This window comes from Caballeronia sp. LjRoot29 (assembly GCF_964252755.1).
GTDB lineage: Bacteria > Pseudomonadota > Gammaproteobacteria > Burkholderiales > Burkholderiaceae > Caballeronia.
Genome location: NZ_CAXUPU020000026.1, coordinates 74291 through 99883 on the forward strand (window position 1 = coordinate 74291; position 25593 = coordinate 99883).

The window sequence follows — 25593 nt, forward strand, 5'->3', positions numbered from 1 at the left end:
CATCATGAAAACCGTATTGATCGTTGGCGCGTCGCGCGGGCTCGGCCACGAATTCGCCCGAGGATATTGTCGCGATGGCTGGCGCGTGCTCGCCACCGCGCGCGATGAAGCGTCATTGAAAGCACTCGAAGCCAGTGGCGCAAAAACCTTCTCGGTCGACACCACGCAACCCGATCAGATCGCGGCGCTGGGATGGCAACTCGATGGCGAGAAACTGGATGTCGCTATCATCGTGTCGGGCGTGTATGGTCCACGAACCGAACACGTGGAAACCGTGCTGCCTGAGGATTTCGATCACGTCATGCACACCAATGTCCGCGGCCCGATGCAACTGTTGCCCATTCTCTTGCCACTCGTTGACGCAGCGCACGGCGTGCTCGCCGTCGTGTCGAGCAAGATGGGCAGTATCGCGGAGATGAACGGGACAGCGGGCTGGTTGTATCGCGCGAGCAAGGCGTCTGTGAATGCCGCGTTGAAAGCGGCATCGCTGGAAGCGCGCGGCTCGACCTGCATCGCGTTGCATCCGGGATGGGTGCGCACCGAGATGGGCGGGGCATCGGCGGCAATTGATCCGGCTCACAGCATTTCCGGAATGCGCGCGGTGATCGCGTCGGCTGCGGCGAACCCCAAGAAATTCAACGGCACATTCGTGCAGTACGACGGCACGCCGCTCGAGTGGTGAGCGAGTGAGTGAGCGCCGCAGACAAACAATTTCAGACAACCGGAAAGGACATGAAGTGGCGTATCAAGTACATGGCGTGGCGTCGTCGGGGAATTGCTACAAGGTCAGGCTTGCGCTCGAGCAACTGAACAGGCCGTATGTCTGGCACGAAGTCGACATGATGAATGGCGCCACGCGCACCGCCGCGTTTCGCCAGTTGAATCCGAACGGCAAGGTGCCGGTGCTTCAGATCGATGAGCACACGTGCCTGTTCGAATCGGACGCAATCCTGTTTTACCTCGCCGAAGGCACGCCGCTGCTGCCGACCGACCGTCTTTCCCGGGCGCGCGTGCTGCAATGGATGTTCTTCGAGCAATACAGTCACGAGCCCAACGTCGCGGTTGCGCGCTTCATCCTTCAGTTCGTCAAACACCCTGACGATCCTCGTTTGCCCGAGAAAACCGCCGGTTCATATCGCGCGCTGGACGTGATGGAAACGCATCTCGCGGCGCGGACCTATTTCGTCGATGAGCAATACACCATCGCCGATATTGCGCTGTACGCATACACCCATGTCGCCGATGAAGCCAACCTCGACCTCGGCCGATATCCGGCGATTCGCGCCTGGCTTGCGCGCGTGAAGGCGCAGCCGCGGCACATCGAGATGCCTGGCGTCGACCTATGAAGGCGGTGGAGGAATGCCCATGCGGGGGTGCATCACCGGGATCGAACAGCGTTGTTAAGCATCCGCCTCATTACGCGCAATGTTGCGGACGCTTCATAGAAGGCGGCGCGCCGGCAGGCAATGCGATGGAACTGATGCGCTCGCGTTACACCGCCTACGTGCTTGGCAACGTGCCGTATTTGCGCGCGACCTGGGCCGAGGCGACCTGCCCTCGCGACCTGGAAACCTCAGCCGATTCCACCACCCGCTGGCTCGGCCTGCAAATCAAACGCCATACGCCTTTGGACGCCGATCACGCCGAAGTCGAATTTGTTGCCCGATACAAACTTGGCGGACGCGCTTTCCGGCTGCATGAGACAAGCCGCTTCGAACGCGATGCTGCCGGAGTGTGGCGTTATGTCGACGGTGATGTTCGCGATTGAAACGTCGTAGCGACAAATGTTGCTGCGTCGCGGCAATAATTTCCTTAACGACTGCTTTCGCCTCGAAATTAGTGTTGCGCGCGGGTACTTTCTAATTGCGCCGATTCATTTTGTCCGGGTACTCTACCTTTTCGCCAGTCGCTGGCGAATGATATTAAGTTACTGTTTATTAAGCCAAATATCTGTCAGCGCGCCGGTGTTGCTTGTTTTGCGTATTGAAGCCCATTGTCGTGTCTATTCGGGACATGACTTGACGATCCGACCAGCGATACTGTTTGACAGTACGAACGTCGGGATCGATGGATTGTGACAATAAGCTGGCTCGTGCTGTCGGAAAATTAGCCGGGTCGAGAAGCGGGTGGAGTTTCGGGGATGGCATTCAGGCAAGTGTTGTCAGGTTGTGTAATGGTGTGTGCGCTCGCGGCGGTGTCCGCCTCGGCGCTTGCAGAGCCGTTCCCGGGTGCGCAGCAGTACGCGAAACTCGAGGCACCCGCCTTCGGCACGGTGCCGCAGTCGTTTGACCCGTCGCTTCCCGCTGTGGATTCGAACCTCAACGAGTCAGTCATCGAAGTACCTTCGGGCGATGTCTCGCTTGAAACCACCATTTTCAAACCTGATGGCCCGGGTCCGTTCCCGATGGTCGTCTTCAATCACGGCAAACTCCCTGGCAATGCGCATGACCAGACGCGCGCGCGTCCGATCGCGCTTGCGCGCGAGTTCGTGCGCCATGGGTATGTGGTTGTCGTGCCGAATCGCCGTGGCTTTGCGGAATCGGGCGGAGAATATACCGGCAACGGTTGCGATGTCGAAGCTAATGGTTTCACGCAAGCGCGCGATGTGGCCGCTACGGTGGCTTATATGGAGAAGCAGCCGTTTGTCGATAACCAGCATGTGGTCGTGGCGGGCGCTTCGCACGGTGGACTGGTGACGATGGCGTATGGCGCGCGCGACGCGCGCGAAGCGAAGGGCGTGCGTGGCCTGATCAATTTCTCTGGTGGCCTTCGTCAGGATGAGTGTCCTGGCTGGCAGAAAAACCTGACGAGTGCGTTTGGTGAATACGGTGAGCATGTGAAGTTGCCGTCGTTGTGGATGTACGGGAGCAACGACTCCGTGTGGCAGGGGAACTTGCCGGATGAAATGTTTGCGTCGTATAGCGCGCATGGTGCCAGGGCCGATATGGTGAATTTCGGCGCTTATAAGAACGATGCGCATCGGCTGGTTGGGGATCGCGATGGTGTGGCGATCTGGTGGCCGCGTGTGAAGACGTTCCTTGAAGAGGTTGGTATGCCGACGGATCGGCAGTATCAGGTTTCGGATCCGCAGGCGCCGACGCCTACGGGTTATGCGAATGTGGATGCGGTGACTGCAGTGCCTTTCCTTGATGAGCGTGGCCGCGAGGGTTACGAGAACTTTCTGCATCAGTTTTCGAGCCGCGCGTTCGCGGTGTCGGATTCGGGTGCGTGGTCGTGGGCGGAAGGGGGTGACGACCCCGTGGCGGTGGCTTTGGCAGGGTGCCAGAAGCAGAGTAGCGATCCATGCCGGTTGTATGCGGTTAATAACGCTGTGGTCTGGAATGAGCGCAATGCGGCGCAGACGCAGACGGCTTCGAGATAGTCCTTGGGTTTTGCCTTTGAGGCAGCCAAAGGCTGGTAGCTGGGGCGGTTGGGCTGGTTGGTTTGTGGCTTCGTTCTAGCGCCGGGTGCTGAGTTCTCGTTAGCGGTTCTAGGTCTATGCCGGGTTGCTTCTTTCCAGGTTTTTGCGGGTTTAGCGTTAGCTGATCTTTTTCGCTCTATTAGCCACTGCGCGTGGCAGCGCGTCATTTCTTGGTCCAAAGCGACAAAGAAACGAAGCAAAGAAAACGCTTTCACCGCTCTACCCTAAGTGTCCACAGCGTGCAGTTCCATTTCATGGGTGCCCCAAAAGCACGGTGCTCGCCAGAGCTTAAGATGTTTGAACCCCTCCTTCTCGCGAATCCTGACAGTAAAACGCTTCGCCCCGTACGCTCTCGGGCTAGCACTAGCGACTGAACCTGCCCAAGGAGCGCCCCGCGCTATCCGCGGAAAACCAACCTCCGAATTTGTATGCAGGCCGAAACATTTTGGCAACCCATCGAGACACAATGCTGCAGAATGTGTAAAGCCCAATCCCTAAAATAACAGTGCGAACCGACCAGCTAACCCGAGAAGAACCACACCCATAAAAGCGCGTGAGGCCGTGCGGGTTCGTAGGGCAAGGGTGCTTGCCCGAGAGCGTACGGGGCGAAGCGTTTTACTGTCAGGATTCGCGAGAAGGAGGGTTTCACACATCCGTGGTTCCAGCGAGCACCGCGCTTTTCGGGTACCAATGAATAAAAACTGCACGCTGTGGACACTTAATTTTTAGAGAGTTTAAAGCGTTTTCTTTGCTTCGTTTCTTTGTCGCTTTGGACAAAGAAATGACGCGCCGCCACGCGCAGTGGCTAATAGTGATTAAGAAAACAGCTAACACTGAACGCGCGAAGACCTGAAAAGCACCAACCCGGCATTGAACCAGACCGCTAACGCCAGAACCTAGCATCCCGGCATAGATCCGACCGCTAACCCCAAAACCAATCGGCCCGCCAACCCCACCCCCGAGTGCCAACGAAACCCCACCCCCGAGTGCGAACGAAAGGCCGCCAAAAAGTCCAAACAAAAAACCCCAGCCCGCGCGCCAGCGCAAAATAGCCCCAGAACCCGCCCCAGACCCACCACGATAAGCGAAGTTAGCCGCGTCGCCACGCAAACTCCCAAAGCGTCCCACGCCCGCCGGAGGCCTCCGGCCCTCTCAAAATCGAATCCCGCGACAAATTTAGAGATAATTGGTGCTCAGCGAAACACCAAGTCGCGCACATCGAGAAACCCCATGACCGATGCAATGAACCTGCAGCGCCTGAAAGTCACCGTCGACGGCTACGTAGCACGGGTCACGCTCGATCGTCCCGACGTCCGCAACGCCTTCGACGACGCCACCATCGTCGAATTGACCGCAGCTTTCCGCGCGCTCGCCGACGACAACGCCATCCGCGTCATCATCCTCGCCGCCAACGGCCCGGCATTCTGCGCCGGCGCCGACCTCAACTGGATGAAACGCATGGCAACGTACTCGGACGCAGAAAATCGCGCCGACGCACTCGGCCTCGCCACCATGCTCAACACCCTCTACGCCTGCAACAAACCCGTGATCGCGCAAGTCCAAGGCGACGCGTACGCAGGCGGCATGGGCTTGGTCGTCGTCGCCGATATCGCAATTTGCGCGGAATCAGCGCACTTCTGCTTGTCAGAGGCGAAGCTCGGGCTGATGCCGGCCACCATCGCGCCCTACGTGATCCGGGCAATCGGCGCGCGCGCATCACATCGGTACTTCGTGACCGCCGAACGTTTCGATGCCACCGAAGCACTGCGCATCGGCCTCGTGCATCAGGTCGTGTCAGGAGAAGCGCTGGGCGCCACCGTCGATGCAGTCGCAGCAGCAATCGTTGCCAATAGCCCAAACGCCGTGCGCGAATGCAAGCAACTCGTCGTCGATCTGGCGGACAAAGCAATCGATGAAACACTGATCGCGGATACCGCCGACCGTATCGCGCGAATTCGCGCCTCGGACGAAGGGCGCGAAGGCGTGCGCAGTTTTCTGCAAAAGAGCAAGCCGTCGTGGCTTGCCTGAATGTATTCGGGAGCGTTGCCTGAATTCGCCCAAGCGCACGACTGGCCGTTCCCCCTGGAGTCGTTTTGAACCTGAACAAGCAGCCAAAGCCCGCACCCGATGACTGGGTCGCACGCTCGCTACGCGCCGTATGGCACCCGTGTACGCAAATGAAACACCACGAGCGCACGCCGCTCGTGCCCATCGCTCGCGGCAAGGGCGCGTGGCTTTATGACCACGACGGGCATCGTTATCTCGACGCCATCAGCTCCTGGTGGGTCAACCTCTTCGGCCACGCGAATCCTCACATCAATGCTGCGCTGAAAGATCAGCTCGACACGCTCGAACACGCGATGCTCGCCGGTTGCACGCACGAACCCGCCGTCCTGCTCGCCGAGCGTCTGCACGCCCTGACGCAGCACACGCTGGGCCATGCGTTCTTCGCATCTGATGGCGCATCGGCAGTCGAAATTGCCTTGAAGATGAGTTTCCACTTCTGGCGCAACAGCGGCCGCGCGGAGAAACGCGAGTTCGTCTGCCTCGCGAACAGCTATCACGGCGAGACCATCGGCGCACTCGGCGTAACCGACGTCGCGTTGTTCAAGGACGCCTACGATCCGCTGATTCGACATGCGCACGTGGCGACATCGCCGGATGCTCGACAAGCCCGCGAAGGAGAGACCGCGCGGGACGTCGCACAGCGCGCGCTCGCCGATATGAAAACGCTCTTCGACGCCAAAGCCTCGCAACTTGCAGCCGTTATCGTTGAACCGCTGGTTCAATGCGCGGCCGGCATGGCGATGCACGATCCCTCGTATTTGAAGGGCTTGCGTGCTTTGTGCGATGACTACGGCGTACATCTCATCGCCGATGAAATCGCTGTCGGATGTGGTCGCAGCGGCACGTTCTTCGCGTGCGAACAGGCTGCTATCTGGCCAGATTTCTTGTGTTTATCGAAGGGAATCAGTGGTGGATATTTGCCGTTATCCATCGTGCTGACACGCGATGAAATCTACGCCGCCTTCTACGACGACGACATGACGCGCGGGTTCCTCCACTCGCATTCGTACACAGGCAATCCGCTCGCCTGCCGCGCCGCCCTGGCAACGCTCGACCTGTTCGACAGCGCGAATGTGCTTGAAGAGAATCGCCGCAAATCGTCCGTGTTGCGCACTGCGTTCAGTCCGCTTCAAGATCATCCGCATGTCACGAACCTGCGCGAACGCGGCACGATCTTCGCCTTCGATGCTCTTATTGAAGACCCCGCTCAAGCACGCTCGTTCTCGCGGCGTTTCTTCGAAAATGCCTTGAAACACGAGCTATTATTGCGACCGATAGGCAAAACCGTCTACCTGATGCCGCCGTACATTCTCAGCGACGACGAGCTCACGCTGCTCGCCGAACGCACGCGTACTGTCTTCGACGCCACGTTATCGGAGGCTGCATGAGCATCACATCGCGCGCTCTTTTCGACACCCTGAAACAAGGTCTTGCCGATATCGAACGCAACGGTCTGCGCCGTCGTCGCCGTATCGCCGACAGCGCCTGCGCCGCGCACATGACGGTGGACGGACGCGAGATCATCGGCTTTGCGAGCAACGATTACCTCGGTCTCGCCGCGCACGAAACCTTGCGCGAAGCACTCGCGGAAGGCGCGCAAAAATACGGCGCGGGCAGCGGTGGATCGCATCTGCTCGGCGGCCACTCACGCGCGCACGAGAAGCTTGAGGATGACCTCGCGGCGTTCTCCGGCGGTTTCGTCGACCAGCCGCGCGCGCTGTATTTCAGCACCGGCTACATGGCGAACCTCGCGACGCTGACAACGCTCGGCACCTTGGGCACGTCAGGCGGCCGCGACACGCTGATGTTCTGCGACGCGTTGAACCATGCATCGCTGATCGATGGCGCACGTTTGTCGCGTGCGCAAATTCGCATCTATCCTCATGCCGACGCCGAAGCGCTCGGCGCCATGCTCGAGGCATCGGCGAATGAGGGCGGGAATGAGAACGTCACGAAGATCATCGTGACGGATTCGGTCTTCAGCATGGACGGCGACATTGCGCCGCTTGGATCGTTGCTCGCTCTGGCTGAGCGATACGGCGCGTGGCTCGTGGTAGACGATGCCCACGGCTTCGGCGTGCTCGGTCCGCAAGGACGCGGCGCGCTGGCCGAAGCGGCGTTGCACTCGCCGCATCTCGTGTACGTCGGCACGTTGGGCAAGGCAGCGGGCGTGTCAGGCGCCTTCGTGATCGCGCACGAAACGGTGATCGAATGGTTCGTGCAGCGCGCGCGGCCGTACATCTTTACGACGGCATCGGCACCGGCCGTGGCGCACGCGGTATCGGCGAGCCTGAAGATTATCGAAGGGCAGGAAGGTGATCAACGGCGCGCACATCTGGCTACGCTAATCGAGCGCACGCGGGCCATTTTGCAAAACACGCGATGGTCGCCCGTGGATTCGCATACAGCAGTTCAACCGTTGGTTATCGGCGGCAATGAAGAGACGCTGAAGCTTGCCGCCGAACTCGATGAATACCGCATGTGGGTGCCTGCAATCCGGCCGCCGACCGTGCCTGTTGGCACTTCGCGCCTGCGCATTTCGCTGTCAGCCGCGCATGGCCTCGACGACCTCGCCAAGCTCGACGATGCACTGCAAACCCTGAGCAACCGACCATGACCGCGCCGCTCTCACTCTTCGTCACCGGCACCGACACCGAGATCGGCAAGACGCTCGTATCGGCTGCGTTGCTGCATGGTTTCGCTAACCTCGGCCTGCGCGCCGCCGCGATGAAACCCATCGCCGCGGGCGCGTTCGAACGCGATGGCGAGTGGCACAACGAAGACGCCGATCAACTCGATGCCGCCGCGAACGTCGCGTTGCCGCCATCGATACGCACGCCGTTCATGCTTAAGGACGCCGCCGCGCCGCACATTGCAGCGGCGCGCGAGAATGTGTCGCTGGACATTGCGCGGATCGTGGAAGCGCACAAGTTCGCCGTGCAGCAAGCGGACGTGGTCGTGGTGGAAGGCGTGGGCGGATTCCGCGTGCCGCTCACCGATGTCCACGATACCGCCGACCTCGCGTTCGCGTTGAACCTGCCAGTCGTGCTCGTGGTCGGCATGCGCCTCGGCTGCATCAGCCATGCGTTGCTGAGCGCTGAGGCTATCGCGGCGCGGGGGCTGCATCTCGTGGGCTGGGTGGCCAACCAGATCGATCCCGCCATGCTCTTTCCTGCTGAAAATATCGAAGCAATCCGGCTGCGGCTCGACAGTCAATACAATGCGCCGCTGCTCGGCACGATTCCTCGCCTCGCGCCGCCGGACGCTCGGACGGCGACGACTTTCATAGATACCTCCCTGCTGCTGGACACGCTTCGTTCAGCCGGCGCGGGCCAGTAAATTATCGTTATCTGCAATACGAAAAGGATCCTCACATGACGCAAGTGCAATCCATCGACAAGACCACTCAACCTGCCGCTCAACCCGCTGCTCTGCAAACGCTGGCTCGCTGGCGCGTGGCGGATATCGTCGCGCTCTACGACCTGCCGTTCAACGACCTGCTGTTTCGCGCCCAGGGCGTGCATCGTGAACACTTCGATGCCAACACGGTTCAGCTCTCCACGCTGCTGTCGATCAAGACCGGCGGCTGCCCGGAAGATTGCGCGTATTGCCCGCAGTCGTCGCATCACGACACGGGCTTGAAGGCCGAAAAGCTGATGGCCGTCGATGACGTCCTGAAGGCCGCTGAAATCGCCAAGGCGAACGGCGCGACGCGTTTTTGCATGGGCGCGGCGTGGCGCAATCCGAAGGACCAGCATCTGGAACCGATCGCCGACATGATTCGCGGCGTGAAGGCGATGGGTCTGGAAACCTGCGTGACGCTAGGCATGCTGGAAGGCCATCAGGCGGCGCGTCTGCGCGATGCCGGGCTGGATTACTACAACCATAACCTCGATACATCGCCGGAGTTCTACGGCCAGATCATCTCGACGCGGACGTACCAGGATCGTCTGGATACGCTTGAACACGTCCGCGATGCTGGTATCAATGTGTGTTGCGGCGGGATTGTCGGCATGGGTGAATCGCGGCGTGAACGCGCTGGATTGATCACGCAACTGGCGAACATGGAGCCGTATCCGGAATCGGTGCCTATCAACAACCTGGTGCAGGTTGAAGGCACGCCGCTGACGGGTACCGCGCCGCTGGATCCGTTCGAATTCGTGCGCACGATCGCGGTTGCGCGCATCACGATGCCGAAGGCAATGGTGCGGTTATCGGCTGGGCGGGAGCAGATGGATGAAGCGCTGCAGGCGCTGTGTTTCCTCGCGGGCGCGAACTCGATTTTCTATGGTGATCAATTGCTGACGACGAGCAATCCGCAGGCTGAAGCCGACAGGAAACTGCTGGAGCGTTTGGGGATGCAAGCGCAAGCGTCACAGCAGTTGGAGGCGGCGGAAGCGTGTGAGGTGAAATGCGGGCACGCGCAGGTGCAGTGACCGGCAAACCAGTTTGCAGTGACGGCGCGGTGAAGCGCTGTTGATGTACAAAATCCCTCGCGATCGTAAGATTTCGGGGGATTTTATTTTGGATTGTTCCGGCTTCTGCTATTTGTCGCGTAGCAGCGAAAAAACTTCAGTCATTCCCTCGCGTCAGCGGAAAAATGTCGCTTTCCAGCGAAGAAGGAGCCCAACAATCGCGAGAAATGTCGCCGGGCGTCTTCAGAACCAGCCGTTTTTGTCGCGTAACATCGCAAGAACCGATTGTGCTCGATGCCGCGGCAGGCTGCTCGCGCGACTATGAACGTATCGCGTACGCCCATCATCTGATGGTGCTGGCCGCAAACATGGTCACATCCGAGTGCCGGCTGCTGAAGGAAGAGAGCAATACCTTGTAGGTATTGCCCGGCGCACTTACCTCAATTCTTATCCACAATCACTTGATCGAACGTGCCGCCATCGGAGAAATGGGTTTGCTGGGCTTTCTGCCAGTTGCCGAAAACCTGTTCCACCGTGAACGTCTTGATCGGCTTGAATTCGCTCGTGTGCTTCGCCAGCACCTCGGCGTTACGCGGCCGCAGATGATGTTGCGCGATGATTTCCTGCGCCGCAGGCGTCCACAAATAATCCAGGTACGCCTGCGCTTCCTTGCGCGTCCCGCGCTTGTCCACAACCTTGGCAACCACCGCCACCGGCGGCTCGGCTAACAAACTCACCGACGGATACACCGCGTCGAAATCCTTGCCGCTCGCGCCCTCGTTCATCAACGCGACTTCGTTTTCAAACGTCACGAGCACGTCGCCAATACCGCGTTGCGTGAAGGTAGTCGTTGCGCCGCGGCCGCCCGTATCCAGCACCGGCACGTTCTTGAAGATGGCTTTCTCGAACGCCTGAGCCTGTTCATCGGTTGCGCCTTGCTGCTTCTTGTAACCCCACGCAGCCAGATACGCATAACGCCCATTACCCGATGTCTTCGGATTCGCGATCACGACCTGCACGCCGGGACGCGCGAGATCGCTCCAGTCCTTGATGTTCTTCGGGTTGCCCTTGCGCACCAAGAACACCATGGTGGTCGTGTACGGCACAGCGTTATTCGGCAAAAGCGTGCGCCAGTTAGCCGGCACGAGGCCACCGCGCTCGACCAGCAAGTCGATGTCATTCGGCTGGTTCATCGTGACCACGTCAGCCTGCAGCCCCTGCATCACCGACAAAGCCTGCGCACTCGACGCCCCATGCGACTGGCGCACGGAGAGCGTCTCGCCGGTCTTCTTCTTATAGTCGGCGATGAATGCGGTATCGATGTCCTTGTACAACTCGCGCGTGACGTCATACGAGACGTTGAGCAACGCCGTCTCCGCGTGAGCGAACGGTGTGAACGTAGCGAAGGTAGCAACACCCAGCGCCGCGATTGCTGCCCAATGCTTCAAACCCGCCATACATCCCCCGATGATTCGAATAGTGAAAACCGCTATGAAGCGGCGATTCTATCGAAAAGCCGGGGTTGTAATGCATCGGACAACTCATCCATACGCCGCCTGTTCGATGGGCTCGAGGCGCTCGAACACATCGGGCTGCTCCGTAAAACGCGCCGGGGCCGCGCAATGAATCAGGGTATCGATAAAATATTTTGCGCGCGGCCACGGACCAAAACCCGCCGCCGTGTTGATGTGCCCGGAATCGCCGAGATTCACGAACGCGCTGCCGAACTGGCTTGCGAGGCGCATCGCCTGATCGAAGGGCATCCACGGGTCGGTCATGCTGGCAATCAGCACCGATGGCACGCCAAGCCGACGCGGTTCGAACTCCCCCGCGAACTTGAACTTGTCCGGGCTGGCGGGCGCGACAAACAGCACCCCGGCCACGGCGTCGCCCGTCAGCCCCTGTGCGATCGCGTGTGCGGCCGCGAGGCAACCGAAACTGTGCGCGGCAAGAATCACCGGACCACGAACGCTCGTCACTGTATCAGCGACGGATTGCGCCCACGCGTCGAGTTGAGGCGCGTCCCAGTCGTCCTGCTCGACGCGCCTTGATCTTGGCAATTGCCGCTCCAGCCACGTTTGCCAGTGCGCGCCCTCGCTGCCGTGCAAGCCCGGGACGGTAACGAGCCGCGGCGGCCAGGCGGATGTGCTGCATGAACTCATGTGAACCTCGCTGCCAGCTCGTAGCCAGCATGGTGAGGAACAATTCTGCTGTGGAAGCGCGCCCGCGCGAACCAAGTTTTCGTCATTTGGTTATCGGAGGCGATCGGGCGACTATCAGGCTAAATCAGTGGCGTTATCGCCCGCGTTGCGCGTGCTAATCGGCGGAACTACGGCGAAATCGCCGCGAAACCGTAAAATAGGCTTAATTTCGGACACAATTCAACGCTCGGTCCGCCTGCCCTTCCCCGCGAACAAACACGAACCTTCGATGAAGATCATTCTCTACGAACACCAAGCCGAGGCCCCGCTTTGGCTCGACGATCTCACCCGCGCGCTTCCCGGCGCCGATGTACGCCTGTGGCAGCCCGGCGACAACGCCCCGGCCGACTATGCGGTCGTCTGGCGCGCGCCATCGGCGCTGTTCGCGAACCGGCCGGATCTGAAGGCCGTGTTCAATCTGGGCGCGGGCGTCGATGCAATCCTCGACGTCGAACGCAAGCAACCCGGCACGCTGCCGCCCAACGCGCTGCTCGTGCGCCTGGAAGATAGCGGCATGGGCCATCAGATGGTCGAATACGCGACCCATGCGGTGCTGCGCTACTTGCGTCGGCTGGACGAATACGATGCGCTCCAGCGTGAACATCGATGGCAAAAACTGCCGCCCTATGCGCTCAAGGACTTCACGGTCGGCGTGCTGGGCTTGGGCGTTCTCGGCGCGCAAGTTTCGCAGGCGCTCGCAGCGTTCGGCATGCCGGTGCGAGGATTCAGCCGTACCAGGCGCGATATCGCAGGCATCAAGACGTTCGCCGGCAACGAGCAGTTCGACGCCTTCCTCGACGGCGTGAGGGTGCTCATCAACCTGCTGCCGCATACGCCGGATACCGAGGGCATCCTGAACCGGCGCACGTTCGAACGGCTCGCACCCGGCGCGTATCTGGTCAATCTGGCGCGTGGCGGGCATCTGGTCGATGACGACCTGCTTCACGCGATGCGAACCGGCCAGATCGCCGCCGCGACGCTCGATGTATTCCACGCCGAACCGCTGCCGGACAATCATCCGTTCTGGACCACGCCGCGCCTCACGATCACGCCGCATATCTCGGCGGAAACGCTGCGCGAAGAAAGCATTGAGCAGATCGCGGGCAAGATCATGGCGCTCACGCGCGGCGAGCCGATATCCGGCATAGTCGATGTGAAACGAGGCTATTAAGCAGCTATCAAGGCATTAAAAAGGAGACAGGCATGCTACCCGCCAAAGTAAAGATCGTCGAAGTGGGACCGCGCGACGGCCTGCAGAACGAGAAGGAATTCGTCGCGACCAACGTCAAGGTCGAACTGGTGAACCTGCTCGCGAACGCGGGTCTGCAGAATGTGGAATCGGCATCGTTTGTATCGCCGAAATGGGTGCCGCAAATGGCCGATGGCGCGGCCGTGATGGCCGGTATCGAGCGGCGTCCGGGCACGATTTATTCGGCGCTCACACCGAACCTGCGCGGCTTCGAAGCGGCGCTGGAAGCGAAAGTCGATGAGATCGTCATCTTCGGCGCGGCCAGCGAAGCGTTCTCGCAGAAGAACATCAACTGCAGCATCGCGGAAAGCATCGCGCGCTTCGAACCTGTCGCGAAGGCCGCAAAAGAAGCGGGCTTGCGCGTGCGCGGCAGCATTTCCTGCGCTCTGGGCTGCCCGTACCAGGGCGATGTGCCAGTCGATGCCGTCGTCGATGTCGTGCAGCGCATGAAGGCGCTAGGTTGCGATGAAATCGATATCGCCGACACTATCGGCGTGGGCACGGCGGGCCGCACGCGCGAGGTGATGGCGGCGGTATCGAAGGTATTCCCGCGCGAACGGCTCTCCGGCCATTTCCACGATACCTACGGCCAGGCGGTCGCGAATATCTATGCGTCGCTGCAGGAAGGCATCGAGATTTTCCACGCCTCCGTGGCAGGACTCGGCGGTTGTCCGTACGCGAAAGGCGCGACCGGCAACGTCGCGACCGAGGACGTGATCTTCCTGCTGAACGGACTCGGTATTCAAACCGGCGTCGATCTCGATCAACTCGTGGATATCGGCGATTTCATTTCGCAGGCGATCGGCAAGCCGAGCGCGTCGCGAGTGGGACGCGCATTGCTCGCGAAGAAGCGCGACGGCGTGGCGCCTTGCGTTTGATGACCGGTTTATTATTTGGATAAATATACGATGAACGAAACACTCGACGCCCTGCCCGAATCCGCTCGCCGCGTGGCGTTGCTGCTGCAGGAACGCGGACACGCCAGTCCTGTCGTGATGCTTGCCGAAACCGGCAAGACATCGGCTGAAGCGGCGGCCGGCCTTGGCTGTTCGGTCGCTCAAATCGCCAAATCGATCCTGTTTCGCCGCAAAAAAGACGACACGCCGGTGCTCGTGATTGCGAGCGGCGTGAATCGCGTCGATGAGAAGAAGGTGGCCGAACGGGTCGGCGAACTCGCCCGCGCCGACGCCAAGTTCGTCCGCGAGAAAACCGGCTACGCAATCGGCGGTGTGTGCCCAATCGGCCATGCCACCACGCCGCTTACGCTCATCGATGAAGACCTGCTCGCGCTCGACAGCCTTTGGGCCGCCGCCGGTCATCCGCACGCGGTGTTCAACCTGACGCCGCAGGAACTGGTCGCGCTGACGGGCGCGCCGGTCGCCGATATCGCGTTGCGCGAGACGGCGTGATGACCGAGGCCGTTGCATCGCCGTGTATCGATGTCTGCAGGATGAATCCATCGACAGGCCTTTGCGACGGCTGTTTTCGCACGATCGATGAAATAGCGAACTGGTCTTCCTTCGATAACGCGCAAAAGACCGATGTCCTGAAGCAAGCGCAAGCGCGGAAAAAAGCGCCGCGCGTGGTGCGCATCGGCGAGTCCATCGCGGCTTCGCTGAGCTTACCGCCCGATTCCATCAAGTCGTTCGCCACGCTGGTGAACGACCTCAACCCGTTGCATCACGACGATGCCTACGCCGAAGCCAGCCGTTTCGGTTCGCTGATCGCGTCGGGCACGCAACCCACGGCGCATTTGATGGCGGTGCTCGCCGCGCATTTTTCCACGTACGCCCAGCCGCTCGGCCTTGAATTCGGCATCAAGCTCACGCGCGCGGTCAAGGCAAACGACGTGCTCGCGATGAGCTGGCAAGTCATCGAAGCGCACTGGAAGCCGAGCTTGAACGGCGATCTCGTGAAGCTCGAAGGGCAGGCGCTGAACCAGCACGGCGAGATCGTGGTCAAGGCGAGCGCGACCATCGTTGTGATGCCGAAAGGCCCGCAACCATGATCACGTTGCCGGCGTCCATGCGGGTGTTTGAGCGCGGCTGGTTGTCGTCGAATAACGTGTTTTTTATAGACGGCGCCCGCACCGCGCTGGTCGATTCCGGCTACTCGACCCACGCGCCGCAGACGCTTGCGCTCGTTCAGCAAGCGCTAGGGAACGAACGCAATGAACGCACGCTCAACCTGATCGTGAACACGCACCTGCATTCGGACCATTGCGGCGGCAATGCGTTGCTGCAGGCGCATTTCTTCTGCGAGACGCTGATTCCACAAACAGAAGCTGACGCCGTGCGCGAATGGGACGAAGACACACTCACGTTCCGCGCGACCGGGCAGAGCTGCGAGCGTTTCAGTATCACCGGCACGATTGCGCCGGGAGCGACGCTGCGACTTGGCGGTATCGACTGGTCCGTGCTCGGCGCGCCCGGTCACGATCCGCATTCGCTGATGTTGTATTGCGCCGAGGAGCGCCTGCTGATCAGCGCCGACGCGCTGTGGGAAAACGGCTTCGGCGTGATCTTTCCTGAACTGGAAGGCGAAAGCGGTTTCGCGGAACAACGCGCGGTGCTCGACCTGATCGCCACGCTTGACGTGCGGGCGGTGATCCCCGGCCACGGCGCGCCGTTTACGGAGGTATCGAAGGCGCTGGATATCGCTTTCTCGCGAATCGATTATCTGCGTGCCGATCCGGTGCGCAACGCGAAGAATGCGCTGAAGGTGCTGATCGTGTTCAAGCTGATGGAGTTGCGTTCGATGCCAGTCAGCGCATTATTGCAGCTCGTGGATAACGCCAGAGCAATGCGCGCCGCCGCCAACCTGCTCTCCGATGACCGTCCGGGATTAGTGCGAAAGTATCTCGCCGAACTGGCGGCGAGTGGCGTGCTGAAGGCGGATGGCGAAACGGTGCGCGTGGCGTGAACATAACGGCACGGCACTGAACAACCAAAAGAAAAGCCGCTTGTCGGCTGTCGATTTATCGTCGAACAGCAAGCCCCAAGCGGCGGAATTTTGTTGACGTGATCAGCGCCGATTGCATCGTAGCGCGCTCATTTTTGAGACGCATCGGTGCTTTCCCTACAGACTTATGACAACCAGTTGAACGCGCGATGACGCGCGCACGCTGCGCCCTTATACGGCCTCGGTTGCCTCAAAAAATGCGAGCATTTCCGCGAGCAGTTCGTCGGGGACTTCTTCCGGAATATAGTGGCCCGAAGGCAACGCCCGGCCGCTGACATCGCGCGCAACCCGACGCCATTCGACCAATGGCTCGAAGCACTGTTCGATCACGCCTTCCTGCCCCCACAACACCCGCAACGGACACGCGAGCCGGTTGCCGCATTCGATATCGACCCGATCGTGCTCGAGATCGATGCTCGCGGACGCCCGATAGTCCTCGCACATTGCATGCACCGCGCCGGGCTGGCGCAGCGCGTCGCGGTAGGCCTGCAACGCATGGGGCGCAAACGGCGCGAGGCCGGCATGGCGACTGCCCATCACGCGCTCGACATACGCGTCCGGATGCGCGCCGATCAGCAATTCCGGCAGCGGCTCGGGCTGGATCAGGAAGAACCAGTGAAAATAAGCGGTGGCGAACGCGCGATCGGTGGCCTCGTACATGGCGAGCGTCGGGGCGATATCGAGCAGCATCAGGCGGTCGACAGCCGATGGAAAATCCAGCGCCATCCGATGCGCCACGCGCGCGCCGCGATCATGCGCGCAGACCATGAAGTGCTCGAACCCGAAGTGCCGCATGACCGCGACCTGATCAGCAGCCATCGCGCGTTTGGAATAGGGCGTGTGCTGCGCGTCGCTGGGCGGTTTCGCCGATGCGCCGTAACCGCGCAAATCCGTCGCGATAACAGTGAAATGCTGCGCCAGGGCGCCCGCCAGCCGATGCCAGATCTCATGCGTCTGCGGATGTCCGTGAAGCAGCAGAAGCGGCGGCCCGTTACCGCCCTTCACGCCGGCAATGTCGACGCCCGCGGCATCGAAGGTAAACGGCTCGTAGTCTTCGAACGACATGGCGTGATTATTCAGCGTGACGGGAAAAGCATTGTAGGCGTCCGCGGCGAACTAAACTGCTTGCAGGCAGGCGCTTTCGTAGAAGCTGAAGACTTCTTCCAATGTCCGCGATGATCGCGCATCGGAAGATTCGCCTATAATCGAACGGTCGTTCGCATGCTCCGCGTGCGGCGCTTTCGTTAAAGGTTCAAGCAATGCCCAAGTCCGGCAACAATCGCCAGCACGGTTGTTGCGACCCCACGCCAGATGGACGCGCGCGTATCGCCGGCTTTCACATTCAATCAGGAGACTCGTGTCATGGCACTCCCCGCCGCCCTGCAACACCTCGCGCTACCCGTCATTGCTTCGCCCATGTTCATCGTCAGCTATCCCGAGCTCGTGCTCGCGCAATGCAAGGCGGGGATTGTCGGCTCGTTTCCCGCGCTGAACGCGCGGCCGGCCGAGCTGCTCAATGAATGGCTGACGCAGATCAGCGAGGGAATCGAGGCGCATAAGGCGGCGAATCCTGGCGCTCCGGTCGGTCCGGTCGCGGTCAACCAGATCGTGCACCACTCGAACGCGCGGCTCGAGGCGGATGTGCGAGTGTGCGTGGAGCATCGCGTGCCGATCTTCATCACCAGCCTGCGCGCACCGGTCAAGGAAATGATCGACGCCGTGCATAGCTACGGCGGCATCGTTTTACACGACGTGATCAACTTGCGGCACGCCGAGAAGGCGCTGGAAGCGGGCGTCGATGGCTTAATCCTGGTCGCGGCCGGTGCCGGCGGCCACGCGGGCATGACGTCGCCGTTCGCGCTGGTGGGAGAAGTGCGGCGTATTTTCGATGGCCCTATCGCGCTGTCCGGCGCTATCGCCAACGGCGGATCGATTCTCGCCGCGCAAGCCATGGGCGCGGATTTCGCGTATATCGGCACACGTTTCATTGCCACGCGCGAGGCGCATGCGCTGGAAGACTACAAGAGTGCGATTGTCGGGTCGAAAGCGGCTGACATCATCTATACGAATCTCTTTACCGGCGTGCACGGCAACTACATTCGTCAGAGCATTCTCAACGCCGGGCTGGATCCGGATGCGCTGCCCGCATCGGATAAAGCAGCGATGAATTTCGGCGATTCAGCGATCAAAGCTAAAGCGTGGAAGGAAATCTGGGGCGCGGGGCAAGGCGTCGGCCTGATGGACGACGTGCCGACGGTCGCGGAACTCGTGTCGCGTCTCAGGCATGAATACGACGATGCCAAGACGCGGCTGGGTATCTCGGCTGATGCGGGATAAAGGAATGCTGCGGAGCGGGTTGTATCGCTGGCGCGGCTGAGAACAAAAACGCCGCTCTCCAAGTTGATAGGGAGCGGCGTTTTGTTTTGCCGAGATCTAATGTTTATCGATCAGAACTTCGTGCGAATGCCTACGCCGTAGGTGTCTCCGCTCGACATGCTCGTGTACTTGTCGTTCAGGTAGGCAGCATAGACGTCCGTGCGCTTGGACAGCGGATAGTCATAGCCGACGGCCCAGCTCTTGTGCGTCTGGTCGAGTCCGCCGTTGCTGCGCGAATACGCGTACGACGCCATCACCGAACCCACGCCGACCGGAATGGTCACGCCGCCCTGGCCCGTGTTGACATGGAACGAACCCTGGTCGATATCGTTGTGCGTGTACATGTACTGAGCGAAGAACTTGACGAACTTCATGTCGTACGACGCACCAAACTGGCCTACGCTCTGGCTCTTGTAACCGGCCACGAAAGACGTCAGGTCACCCGGCGTCTCGCTGAAATTCACGTATTGATACACGCCGGTCGCCGCAAAGGGGCCATGAAAATACAGGAATTGGGCGCTGTATTTCTTCGAGCCTTGATCTCCGGCCTGATTTCCGAAGCTGTACATTGCGCTACCCGACAATCCGCTGAAATCAGGCGTGGTGTATTGAACGGAATTGTCCCAACCTGAATCGCCGACCACACCCTGGTCCGTCGTGTAGGTTGGGAACGTGCTCTGACCGAGGAACACGTGATAAACCATCGGCGAGAACGTGTATGAATCGATGAACGGGTTAAACAGAATCGTCGATACAAACAACTGCGTGGTCAGCCGGCCAGCGGTAACCGTACCGTACGGCGACTCAATGCCGACATACGAGTTGCGCGCGAAAAATGTGTCGCCCTGGAAGCGTCCGTAATTGCCGTTCTGCGCCCGGAAAAAGCTTTCCAACGTGAAGATCGCCTTATAACCGCCACCGAGATCTTCGCTGCCTTTCATTCCCCAGTACGACGTCGACATACCGCCGCCGCCCACATTCCACGCCGTGGCGCTGCCCGGGAATTTAGTGGCGCCCACCCATTCATCGACCTGTCCGTATAACTGGACGCTCGATTGCGCTTGAGCCGAACTGGCGGCAAGCAGGCCGAACATGCTGGCAGTAACGGTAGCCTTGGCCGCGGCCTTCAGCACGCGGTTTACGGGTGGCTTCATGGACTCTCCTGTCGTATTAACGTTAAATCGGGATTCGGCGAGGGGCATTGCCTCGCTTTATCGGACTGTTCTTATAAATGTCCGCTATGCGTGCAGATGGCTTAGAGCGGGACCATCTTTACGGATCATTTTTCTGGACAAAAATAACTTTCCTTATGCCGTCTATAGCGATTTGAATACATTGCGCGTGACGAACTTTTATCGCCCGATGTAACGCGATGTGAAAAGGACGCTTGAGGTAAGGGCCGGCCGGCAATGCGATAGCCCGCGATGCTATATGCCACGGTGCACCCGGGCAATCTGCAATCCGGCAACAATAAAAATGCGATCAGAAACGCTCGCCGAACCCACTGTTAATGCGACTAATTTTGAGAGGAATGGACGCGGGCTTCTGGCGACAAGACTGTGGCGGGATTACGTCATTGCGACGCTCGCCATAGACGCGGGAATTGTTTTTTGTTTTGTACTCGCAAGCAAAGATGCGGCGAGGTGAATCAACGGTTGGAAGATTGTGTGGAGATACTTGCGGGGGGTGCCTTCGTTCTGGAGCGTAGGGGCGGTGCGGTACGCGTTTCGCCTACGCGCGTGCCGTGCGCGCTTGATTCGCGTCGGCACTACGCAAGCGTCCGGCTGTGCGCGGAGCACTTCCGCCGTTCGCCGCCACTAATTCCGATAAGGGGAGTTCGCCTGCGAGCGCGGGTCATCGCCCTGGCGTCCTGACGGACGCGGGCTGCTGCGCTCTTCGTTATAACGGGCGATGTCAGCGCGGATCGATCCGCCGGTGCGCAATTGCGCAGCCTGGTCGGCGCGCGCACCACCGCGCACTTCTGCGCTGATCGGCGTCAAGCCAGAACCTGCTGCAACACGTTGATAACGGAACGGCTGGGCTCCGCTCTCGACCTCGTCCACTCGCATCGCATGGCGATTCACCGAGTTCGCCGAATTTGCCCTCCATTGCCCCTGAGCCTGCCCGGCATTCCGATTAAACGTCCCGCCATTGTTTCCACCGGCGAAAGCCATCGACGCGCACAGCGCCGACGCCGCAACCAGTCCGGCAGCAGCGGCGAGGATCAAGCGAGCGATAGGTCGAAATCGGGTGAGCAACATGTCGATACTGCGAGTTGTCCGACTCTGTTCGAGCGTGTTGGCGGAAAGTAAATACCGCCGGGCATCGCCGATTGGTCATTTGTCGGACCATCAGGCCGGCGTCTCTCAACGCGCGCCTGCCAACCAATCTGTCGTTCAATTTATTGTGCCGCGCGACTGGAGTCGAGCCAAAAAGTGTTAGGCCTTCCTGAGGGTTGTAACACCATGTTACTTCACTGTTTTTTGGCTCTTTTTGGGATGGATTCACGAGGCTTCCGTCTTACCAAATTCGTCTGGTTTCGACCGCTGATCGCCGGCTCGCCGAAGGTCAATTTCGGCCCCGCTGCGGGCTTACTCCGGGTACCCAAAACCGACCATTCATGCATTTGTAGAATTAATAGATCACTTAAATGAATTTGCATCTTGAATCGATATGCACGCAAAATAGCGTTAGCGACGCTTTTCGCGCATGTCTATTCGCCTTTTGAACCTTTTAAAGGCAAAAACGTGATCGCCGGAAGTCGTCAAGCACTCTCATGAACATGCGAATCCCTGATGACCCGCCCCAAGTTTCTCCCCGATAACTTCACTCTCGCACTGGTAGGCACGGTGATTCTGGCCAGCCTGCTGCCCTGCCGCGGCGCTGCGGCGGTCGGATTTAACTGGCTGACCAACATTGCCGTCGGACTGTTGTTTTTCCTGCACGGCGCAAAGCTTTCCCGTGAAGCGATTGTGTCGGGCATGACGCACTGGCGTCTGCATATCGTCGTACTGCTCAGCACGTTTGCGTTGTTTCCCTTGCTCGGCCTGGCGTTAAAACCCGTTCTCACACCGCTCGTCACGCCAGCGCTGTACATGGGAATCCTGTTCCTGTGCACGCTGCCGTCCACCGTGCAGTCGTCCATTGCGTTCACATCCATTGCGAAGGGCAATGTGCCAGCGGCGGTTTGCGCCGCTTCGGCGTCGAGCCTGCTCGGCATTTTCATCACGCCCGCGCTGGTCGGCCTCGTGGTGACGGACGGTACCGGCCACGCTGGTTCCGCGTGGCACACGGTCGGCAATATCGTGTTGCAATTGCTCGTGCCGTTTATCGCAGGGCAGTTGCTGCGGCCGGTGATCAGCAAATGGCTCGACAAGAATCGCAGCATCCTGCGCTTCGTCGACCAGGGCTCGATCCTGCTGGTCGTGTACGTGGCGTTCAGCGAAGCGGTAAATGAGGGCATCTGGCACACCATTTCCTTGCAAACGCTCGGTGGACTGGTTGTGGTGAACGTAGTCCTGCTGGCGCTCGCGCTTGGAATCACGGCGTTCGCCAGCAAACGGTTGGGCTTCAACCGGGCCGATCAGATCACGATCATTTTTTGCGGATCGAAGAAGAGTCTCGCTTCGGGTATCCCGATGGCGAAGGTGATTTTCGCCTCGCATGCGGTGGGCGCGGTCGTTCTGCCGCTGATGCTCTTTCACCAGATCCAGTTGATGACGTGCGCTGTACTGGCGCAACGCTGGGGCGCCCGTGACACATCGGGTGAGCAGACGGCGCAGCCAGAAGCAGAAGGCGCTGGCGTGCGAGCGCGTTAGGTCCACTGGGACCATTAGGACCGCCAGTGAGCGCTGCGCCCACGCCGCCTCTGGCAATAGTAGTGGTGTGAAAACGCGCTGCATGACTGACTCCCCGACTCATATCCAAGCATGAAGCCGCCCTGTGCGGCTTTTTTGCTATTTGGAGCTCATTCAGCCGTTCTGTCGATTCGTCCTGAAGACCTATGACTTGATGCGGCAGCCGGCAACTGCGTTTCGTTTCTCCACAACCCGTTTTCACAACTCCTATGCCGTCTGGCTGACTGGTGGTCGGGCATGTGCCTTGCCACACTTGAGTCCAGAAGCTGTTACTGGCACCAGGTACGGACAACAACATGCCTGACTTCATCCATGCAAGCGGTTAGGAGCGACCACCATGCAACCACTGACCGGCGGGGCCGCGAGCGAATCCATTCTCGAGTCGTTTTTGCGTGACCTCCGTTTCGAGCGCGGCTCGAGCACTGATACGGCCCGCGCGCTTCACGCCCTGATCGATGGCGGCTTTGATCGCCTGCCACTTCCCGGCCACGGCGCCACACTTGAACGCTGGCAAATTCTCGCTGCGGTTGCGGCGTGCGACCTCGCGCTGGTCAAACTGTTCGAAGGCCATACGGACGCGCTCGCGATCATGGCCGAGCTGGGCGAAGCACACGTTCCTGAACGCGGTCAGGCATGGGGGGTTTGGGCAGCAGAACCGCCCACGGCTCGCCTCGCCGCGAGTGCGGCATCCAACGCAAACAGCATCACGTTGCACGGTACGAAGGCCTGGTGTTCCGGAGCGGCCTCGATTACCCATGCTCTCGTCACAGCCTGGAACGAAAAGGACGAGCCCATTCTCGCCGCCGTCGATCTCCACCAACCGGGCGTGCGCATCACGCGTGATGGCTGGATGGCTGTCGGCATGGCGGCGAGCGCGAGCGTAGACGTCCATTTTGATCACGCCAGAGCTATCAGCATCGGTGCGCCGCGCGCCTATCTGGAGCGAGCGGGCTTCTGGCATGGCGGCGGTGGGATCGCAGCATGCTGGTTCGGGGCGGCGGCGGCAATCGGGGAATTCGTGAAACGGGACGCAGGCCGCCGCGCCGATCCGTACAAGCTCGCCCACTTGGGCGCAATTGACACGGCGCTCTCCGGGACCGCCAGCCTGCTGCGCGAAGCGGCAGCACGAATTGATCGCGAGCCGCAATCCGATGCAATGCCGGATGCTTTTCGAGTTCGATTGGCAGCGGAACGTTCAGCGGTTGCGGTCATCGAGCGTGCTGGCCGCGCACTGGGCGCCGCTCCTCTCTGCCGTGACCGTCATTTCGCCAGCCTGATGGCCGATCTACCTGTTTTTATCCGGCAGAGTCATGCCGAACGCGATGAAGCCGCGCTTGCTGAACGACTTATCAATGGGGAATGCGGCACATGGAACCTGTAGTAACTCACTCGGCAAACGCCCGCGCCATCAAGGGAAATGGCACGCCGGAAGCAACTTGGCAAAACTCCGGGCGGCTTTGGAGCCTGCCCGAAGTTGATTCGGCGATCCTCGTGCCGCCCGGATCACGCGCCGTGATTGTTTCGCCACATCCGGATGATGAAATTTTGGGCACGGGCGGCCTGCTCGCCCAATTGTCCGACTTGGGTCGCAAGGTGCTGATCATCGCTGTGACGGACGGTACTGCGAGCCATCCTGCGTCACCGGAATGGCCCGCAGCGAGACTCGCCGCGACTCGGCCGCAAGAAACGCACGAGGCGCTACAACGTCTGCGTATGAAGCATGTCGCGCTGGAGCGACTCCACCTTCCAGACGGCGGCGGAGAAGCGTTCGAATCGGAACTGGCGGAAGCGCTGAAGGCGCGTCTCGAACCGGGCGACATTGTATTTGGAACCTGGCGTTTCGACGGTCATCCCGACCACGAATCGGTCGGCCGGGCCGTGACCGCGGTGGCGGGTGCGCTTGACCTGCCGTTCGTAGAAGTTCCCGTGTGGACGTGGCACTGGGCGACGCCCGAAGACTCCCGCGTGCCGTGGAGCCGAGCGCGCCGCATCGTGCTGGATGAAGCAACGCTTGCGCGCAAGATTCAAGCGATCCAGGCTTTTCGGAGCCAGATCGAAGCCGACAATTCGACAGGTCGCGCACCCATCCTGCCCGCGCATGTGCTCGAGCGTCTCACGCGTCCCTACGAGGTCGTACTGATATGAAGAAGGAACCGAAACCGCCAGGATCATCCGCGCAGGAATCAACAACGCAAGGGCCGAACGCGCAGGATTATTTCGCCGGTCTCTATGAAGGCAGTGACGACCCCTGGCTGCTTCGCGAGCGCTGGTACGAGCGGCGCAAGCGCGCGCTCACGTTGGCGGCCCTCCCCGACGAACGCTACCGTCGCGGGTATGAACCCGGTTGCGCGAACGGCGAACTGACCGTTGAACTGGCCTCCCGATGCAAGAAGCTGCTCGCGGCGGATTTGAATCTGGCTGCGGTCGAACTCGCGCGGCAGCGTGTCTCGCATCTTGAGAACGTCCGGGTCGAACAGCGCGCCATGCCTGACGACTGGCCGGATGGCGAGTTCGACCTGATCGTCATCAGCGAGGTGGCGTATTACCTGGATGACGCGCAACTCGCCAAACTTGTCGCAAGGATTGAGGTTTCGCTCGCCGACGGCGGCACGGTGCTCGCCTGCCATTGGCGGCGGCCGATCGAGGGATGGCCGCATTCGGGCGATCATGTACATCGGGAGCTTCGCGCAAAACTCACGCTGCCGCAGTTGTCCTTCTATCAAGACGACGACATGGTGCTTGACGTGTGGTCATCGGATGCGAAATCAACTCATCAGCGAGAAGCGCGCTAATGCACACCACCCCGCAGCAAATTGAATCTCATAGCCGAGGTTTCCCACCACACCTACTAAACAATCAAGCCAACTGCAAGCCTTACCTACAAATGGTTTAGGGGTTTTCTCTAGGTTTTTTCGAGCAGGATTTCACCTCGTTTTACTATACAATCGCCAAAATCGTGCGAACTTGGCGGCGTTAGTAAACACATCACGTGCATAAAACGCGTCATCCGCGAACAACATCCTACTCACCGGCGGAGACGAGAAAC

At 60.2% G+C, this 25593-nt stretch carries 25 protein-coding genes; 20 read left to right on the top strand and 5 right to left on the bottom strand.

Annotated features, from left to right (window positions below):
* Nucleotides 1-4: 4 nt before the first annotated feature.
* From ACSQ83_RS24770 to ACSQ83_RS24815, 10 genes are all read left to right on the top strand, one after another.
* Nucleotides 5-682 carry an SDR family oxidoreductase gene (locus ACSQ83_RS24770; RefSeq protein ID WP_436229943.1) on the top strand — a complete coding sequence of 226 codons (678 nt, stop codon included), beginning with the start codon at nt 5-7 and terminating at the stop codon, nt 680-682.
* A 55-nt stretch (nt 683-737) separates the two neighbouring features.
* Nucleotides 738-1346, top strand: a complete 609-nt coding sequence (locus tag ACSQ83_RS24775; protein WP_414952344.1) for a glutathione S-transferase family protein — start codon at nt 738-740, stop codon at nt 1344-1346.
* Entirely contained in the window at nt 1343-1768 is a 426-nt protein-coding gene (locus ACSQ83_RS24780; protein ID WP_436229944.1) for a YchJ family protein, read from the top strand. The genes ACSQ83_RS24775 and ACSQ83_RS24780 overlap by 4 nt, the downstream gene beginning before the upstream one ends.
* 372 nt (nt 1769-2140) lie before the next feature.
* Entirely contained in the window at nt 2141-3382 is a 1242-nt protein-coding gene (locus ACSQ83_RS24785) for a dienelactone hydrolase family protein (RefSeq protein ID WP_436229945.1), read from the top strand.
* 1281 nt (nt 3383-4663) lie between these two features.
* A complete protein-coding gene (locus tag ACSQ83_RS24790; RefSeq protein ID WP_436229970.1) occupies nt 4664-5449 on the top strand; it encodes an enoyl-CoA hydratase/isomerase family protein in 786 nt (261 codons plus the stop codon).
* Between the two features lie 65 nt (nt 5450-5514).
* The gene (gene bioA / locus ACSQ83_RS24795; protein WP_436229946.1) at nt 5515-6876 is read left to right on the top strand and encodes an adenosylmethionine--8-amino-7-oxononanoate transaminase; all 1362 of its coding nucleotides are present in this window, start codon (nt 5515-5517) and stop codon (nt 6874-6876) included.
* A complete protein-coding gene (bioF, locus tag ACSQ83_RS24800; RefSeq protein WP_436229947.1) occupies nt 6873-8105 on the top strand; it encodes an 8-amino-7-oxononanoate synthase in 1233 nt (410 codons plus the stop codon). The genes bioA and bioF overlap by 4 nt, the downstream gene beginning before the upstream one ends.
* On the top strand, nt 8102-8827 hold the full coding sequence (bioD, locus tag ACSQ83_RS24805; protein ID WP_414967102.1) for a dethiobiotin synthase: 726 nt from the start codon (nt 8102-8104) through the stop codon (nt 8825-8827). Before bioF ends, bioD begins: the two co-directional genes overlap by 4 nt.
* A gap of 35 nt (nt 8828-8862) precedes the next feature.
* Nucleotides 8863-9924 (top strand): biotin synthase BioB, encoded by a 1062-nt coding sequence (gene bioB, locus ACSQ83_RS24810; protein ID WP_414947544.1) that lies wholly within the window; start codon nt 8863-8865, stop codon nt 9922-9924.
* A gap of 164 nt (nt 9925-10088) precedes the next feature.
* On the top strand, nt 10089-10322 hold the full coding sequence (locus ACSQ83_RS24815) for a hypothetical protein (protein ID WP_436229948.1): 234 nt from the start codon (nt 10089-10091) through the stop codon (nt 10320-10322).
* A 21-nt stretch (nt 10323-10343) separates the two neighbouring features.
* Here ACSQ83_RS24815 and ACSQ83_RS24820 read toward each other — a convergent pair whose 3' ends face one another.
* Both ACSQ83_RS24820 and ACSQ83_RS24825 read right to left on the bottom strand, forming a co-directional pair.
* On the bottom strand, nt 10344-11360 hold the full coding sequence (locus ACSQ83_RS24820; RefSeq protein WP_436229949.1) for a sulfate ABC transporter substrate-binding protein: 1017 nt from the start codon (nt 11358-11360) through the stop codon (nt 10344-10346).
* Nucleotides 11361-11444: 84 nt separating this feature from the next.
* Nucleotides 11445-12065 carry an RBBP9/YdeN family alpha/beta hydrolase gene (locus ACSQ83_RS24825; protein WP_436229950.1) on the bottom strand — a complete coding sequence of 207 codons (621 nt, stop codon included), beginning with the start codon at nt 12063-12065 and terminating at the stop codon, nt 11445-11447.
* Nucleotides 12066-12333: 268 nt separating this feature from the next.
* On the opposite strand from ACSQ83_RS24825, the gene ACSQ83_RS24830 reads away from it, so the two are divergent.
* The 5 genes from ACSQ83_RS24830 to ACSQ83_RS24850 are packed head-to-tail and all read left to right on the top strand — an operon-like array spanning nt 12334 to nt 16275.
* Nucleotides 12334-13275: a 2-hydroxyacid dehydrogenase gene (locus ACSQ83_RS24830; RefSeq protein WP_436229951.1), complete on the top strand. Its 942-nt coding sequence runs from the start codon at nt 12334-12336 to the stop codon at nt 13273-13275.
* 32 nt (nt 13276-13307) lie between these two features.
* The gene (locus tag ACSQ83_RS24835; protein WP_436229952.1) at nt 13308-14231 is read left to right on the top strand and encodes a hydroxymethylglutaryl-CoA lyase; all 924 of its coding nucleotides are present in this window, start codon (nt 13308-13310) and stop codon (nt 14229-14231) included.
* 30 nt (nt 14232-14261) lie between these two features.
* Nucleotides 14262-14762, top strand: coding sequence for a YbaK/EbsC family protein (locus ACSQ83_RS24840; RefSeq protein WP_436229953.1), 501 nt, complete (start codon nt 14262-14264; stop codon nt 14760-14762).
* Nucleotides 14763-14803: 41 nt separating this feature from the next.
* On the top strand, nt 14804-15361 hold the full coding sequence (locus ACSQ83_RS24845; RefSeq protein ID WP_436229971.1) for a DUF1289 domain-containing protein: 558 nt from the start codon (nt 14804-14806) through the stop codon (nt 15359-15361).
* Nucleotides 15358-16275: an MBL fold metallo-hydrolase gene (locus tag ACSQ83_RS24850; protein ID WP_436229954.1), complete on the top strand. Its 918-nt coding sequence runs from the start codon at nt 15358-15360 to the stop codon at nt 16273-16275. The genes ACSQ83_RS24845 and ACSQ83_RS24850 overlap by 4 nt, the downstream gene beginning before the upstream one ends.
* 210 nt (nt 16276-16485) lie before the next feature.
* On the opposite strand, the gene ACSQ83_RS24855 is transcribed toward ACSQ83_RS24850, so the two are convergent.
* Entirely contained in the window at nt 16486-17379 is an 894-nt protein-coding gene (locus tag ACSQ83_RS24855) for an alpha/beta fold hydrolase (RefSeq protein WP_436229955.1), read from the bottom strand.
* 297 nt (nt 17380-17676) lie between these two features.
* Between ACSQ83_RS24855 and ACSQ83_RS24860 the strand changes: the two genes are divergently transcribed.
* Nucleotides 17677-18651: an NAD(P)H-dependent flavin oxidoreductase gene (locus ACSQ83_RS24860; RefSeq protein ID WP_436229956.1), complete on the top strand. Its 975-nt coding sequence runs from the start codon at nt 17677-17679 to the stop codon at nt 18649-18651.
* A 110-nt stretch (nt 18652-18761) separates the two neighbouring features.
* On the opposite strand, the gene ACSQ83_RS24865 is transcribed toward ACSQ83_RS24860, so the two are convergent.
* Nucleotides 18762-19784 carry a porin gene (locus ACSQ83_RS24865; protein ID WP_414947924.1) on the bottom strand — a complete coding sequence of 341 codons (1023 nt, stop codon included), beginning with the start codon at nt 19782-19784 and terminating at the stop codon, nt 18762-18764.
* Nucleotides 19785-20507: 723 nt separating this feature from the next.
* A complete protein-coding gene (locus ACSQ83_RS24870; protein ID WP_414967095.1) occupies nt 20508-20951 on the bottom strand; it encodes a hypothetical protein in 444 nt (147 codons plus the stop codon).
* 534 nt (nt 20952-21485) lie between these two features.
* On the opposite strand from ACSQ83_RS24870, the gene ACSQ83_RS24875 reads away from it, so the two are divergent.
* The 4 genes from ACSQ83_RS24875 (at nt 21486) to ACSQ83_RS24890 (ending at nt 25339) form a co-directional block, all read left to right on the top strand.
* Nucleotides 21486-22508: a bile acid:sodium symporter family protein gene (locus tag ACSQ83_RS24875; protein WP_436229957.1), complete on the top strand. Its 1023-nt coding sequence runs from the start codon at nt 21486-21488 to the stop codon at nt 22506-22508.
* 376 nt (nt 22509-22884) lie between these two features.
* The gene (locus ACSQ83_RS24880) at nt 22885-23928 is read left to right on the top strand and encodes an acyl-CoA dehydrogenase (protein ID WP_436229958.1); all 1044 of its coding nucleotides are present in this window, start codon (nt 22885-22887) and stop codon (nt 23926-23928) included.
* On the top strand, nt 23916-24692 hold the full coding sequence (locus tag ACSQ83_RS24885) for a PIG-L deacetylase family protein (RefSeq protein ID WP_436229959.1): 777 nt from the start codon (nt 23916-23918) through the stop codon (nt 24690-24692). Before ACSQ83_RS24880 ends, ACSQ83_RS24885 begins: the two co-directional genes overlap by 13 nt.
* The gene (locus ACSQ83_RS24890) at nt 24689-25339 is read left to right on the top strand and encodes an SAM-dependent methyltransferase (RefSeq protein ID WP_436229960.1); all 651 of its coding nucleotides are present in this window, start codon (nt 24689-24691) and stop codon (nt 25337-25339) included. The genes ACSQ83_RS24885 and ACSQ83_RS24890 overlap by 4 nt, the downstream gene beginning before the upstream one ends.
* Nucleotides 25340-25593: the final 254 nt, after the last annotated feature.

Bases quoted from the DNA above. Each gene is read 5' to 3' on its own strand.
- ACSQ83_RS24875 (WP_436229957.1), top strand. From the start codon at position 21,486: ATGACCCGCCCCAAGTTTCTCCCCGATAACTTCACTCTCGCACTGGTA.
- ACSQ83_RS24860 (WP_436229956.1), top strand. From the start codon at position 17,677: ATGGCACTCCCCGCCGCCCTGCAACACCTCGCGCTACCCGTCATTGCT.
- ACSQ83_RS24830 (WP_436229951.1), top strand. From the start codon at position 12,334: ATGAAGATCATTCTCTACGAACACCAAGCCGAGGCCCCGCTTTGGCTC.
- ACSQ83_RS24870 (WP_414967095.1), bottom strand. From the start codon at position 20,951: ATGTTGCTCACCCGATTTCGACCTATCGCTCGCTTGATCCTCGCCGCT.
- ACSQ83_RS24865 (WP_414947924.1), bottom strand. From the start codon at position 19,784: ATGTTCGGCCTGCTTGCCGCCAGTTCGGCTCAAGCGCAATCGAGCGTC.
- ACSQ83_RS24770 (WP_436229943.1), top strand. From the start codon at position 5: ATGAAAACCGTATTGATCGTTGGCGCGTCGCGCGGGCTCGGCCACGAA.
- ACSQ83_RS24845 (WP_436229971.1), top strand. From the start codon at position 14,804: ATGAATCCATCGACAGGCCTTTGCGACGGCTGTTTTCGCACGATCGAT.
- ACSQ83_RS24840 (WP_436229953.1), top strand. From the start codon at position 14,262: ATGAACGAAACACTCGACGCCCTGCCCGAATCCGCTCGCCGCGTGGCG.
- ACSQ83_RS24785 (WP_436229945.1), top strand. From the start codon at position 2,141: ATGGCATTCAGGCAAGTGTTGTCAGGTTGTGTAATGGTGTGTGCGCTC.
- ACSQ83_RS24885 (WP_436229959.1), top strand. From the start codon at position 23,916: ATGGAACCTGTAGTAACTCACTCGGCAAACGCCCGCGCCATCAAGGGA.
- ACSQ83_RS24835 (WP_436229952.1), top strand. From the start codon at position 13,308: ATGCTACCCGCCAAAGTAAAGATCGTCGAAGTGGGACCGCGCGACGGC.
- ACSQ83_RS24790 (WP_436229970.1), top strand. From the start codon at position 4,664: ATGAACCTGCAGCGCCTGAAAGTCACCGTCGACGGCTACGTAGCACGG.
- ACSQ83_RS24850 (WP_436229954.1), top strand. From the start codon at position 15,358: ATGATCACGTTGCCGGCGTCCATGCGGGTGTTTGAGCGCGGCTGGTTG.
- ACSQ83_RS24855 (WP_436229955.1), bottom strand. From the start codon at position 17,379: ATGTCGTTCGAAGACTACGAGCCGTTTACCTTCGATGCCGCGGGCGTC.
- ACSQ83_RS24815 (WP_436229948.1), top strand. From the start codon at position 10,089: ATGTCGCTTTCCAGCGAAGAAGGAGCCCAACAATCGCGAGAAATGTCG.
- bioF (WP_436229947.1), top strand. From the start codon at position 6,873: ATGAGCATCACATCGCGCGCTCTTTTCGACACCCTGAAACAAGGTCTT.
- ACSQ83_RS24780 (WP_436229944.1), top strand. From the start codon at position 1,343: ATGAAGGCGGTGGAGGAATGCCCATGCGGGGGTGCATCACCGGGATCG.
- ACSQ83_RS24890 (WP_436229960.1), top strand. From the start codon at position 24,689: ATGAAGAAGGAACCGAAACCGCCAGGATCATCCGCGCAGGAATCAACA.
- ACSQ83_RS24820 (WP_436229949.1), bottom strand. From the start codon at position 11,360: ATGGCGGGTTTGAAGCATTGGGCAGCAATCGCGGCGCTGGGTGTTGCT.
- bioB (WP_414947544.1), top strand. From the start codon at position 8,863: ATGACGCAAGTGCAATCCATCGACAAGACCACTCAACCTGCCGCTCAA.
- bioD (WP_414967102.1), top strand. From the start codon at position 8,102: ATGACCGCGCCGCTCTCACTCTTCGTCACCGGCACCGACACCGAGATC.
- ACSQ83_RS24880 (WP_436229958.1), top strand. From the start codon at position 22,885: ATGCAACCACTGACCGGCGGGGCCGCGAGCGAATCCATTCTCGAGTCG.
- ACSQ83_RS24825 (WP_436229950.1), bottom strand. From the start codon at position 12,065: ATGAGTTCATGCAGCACATCCGCCTGGCCGCCGCGGCTCGTTACCGTC.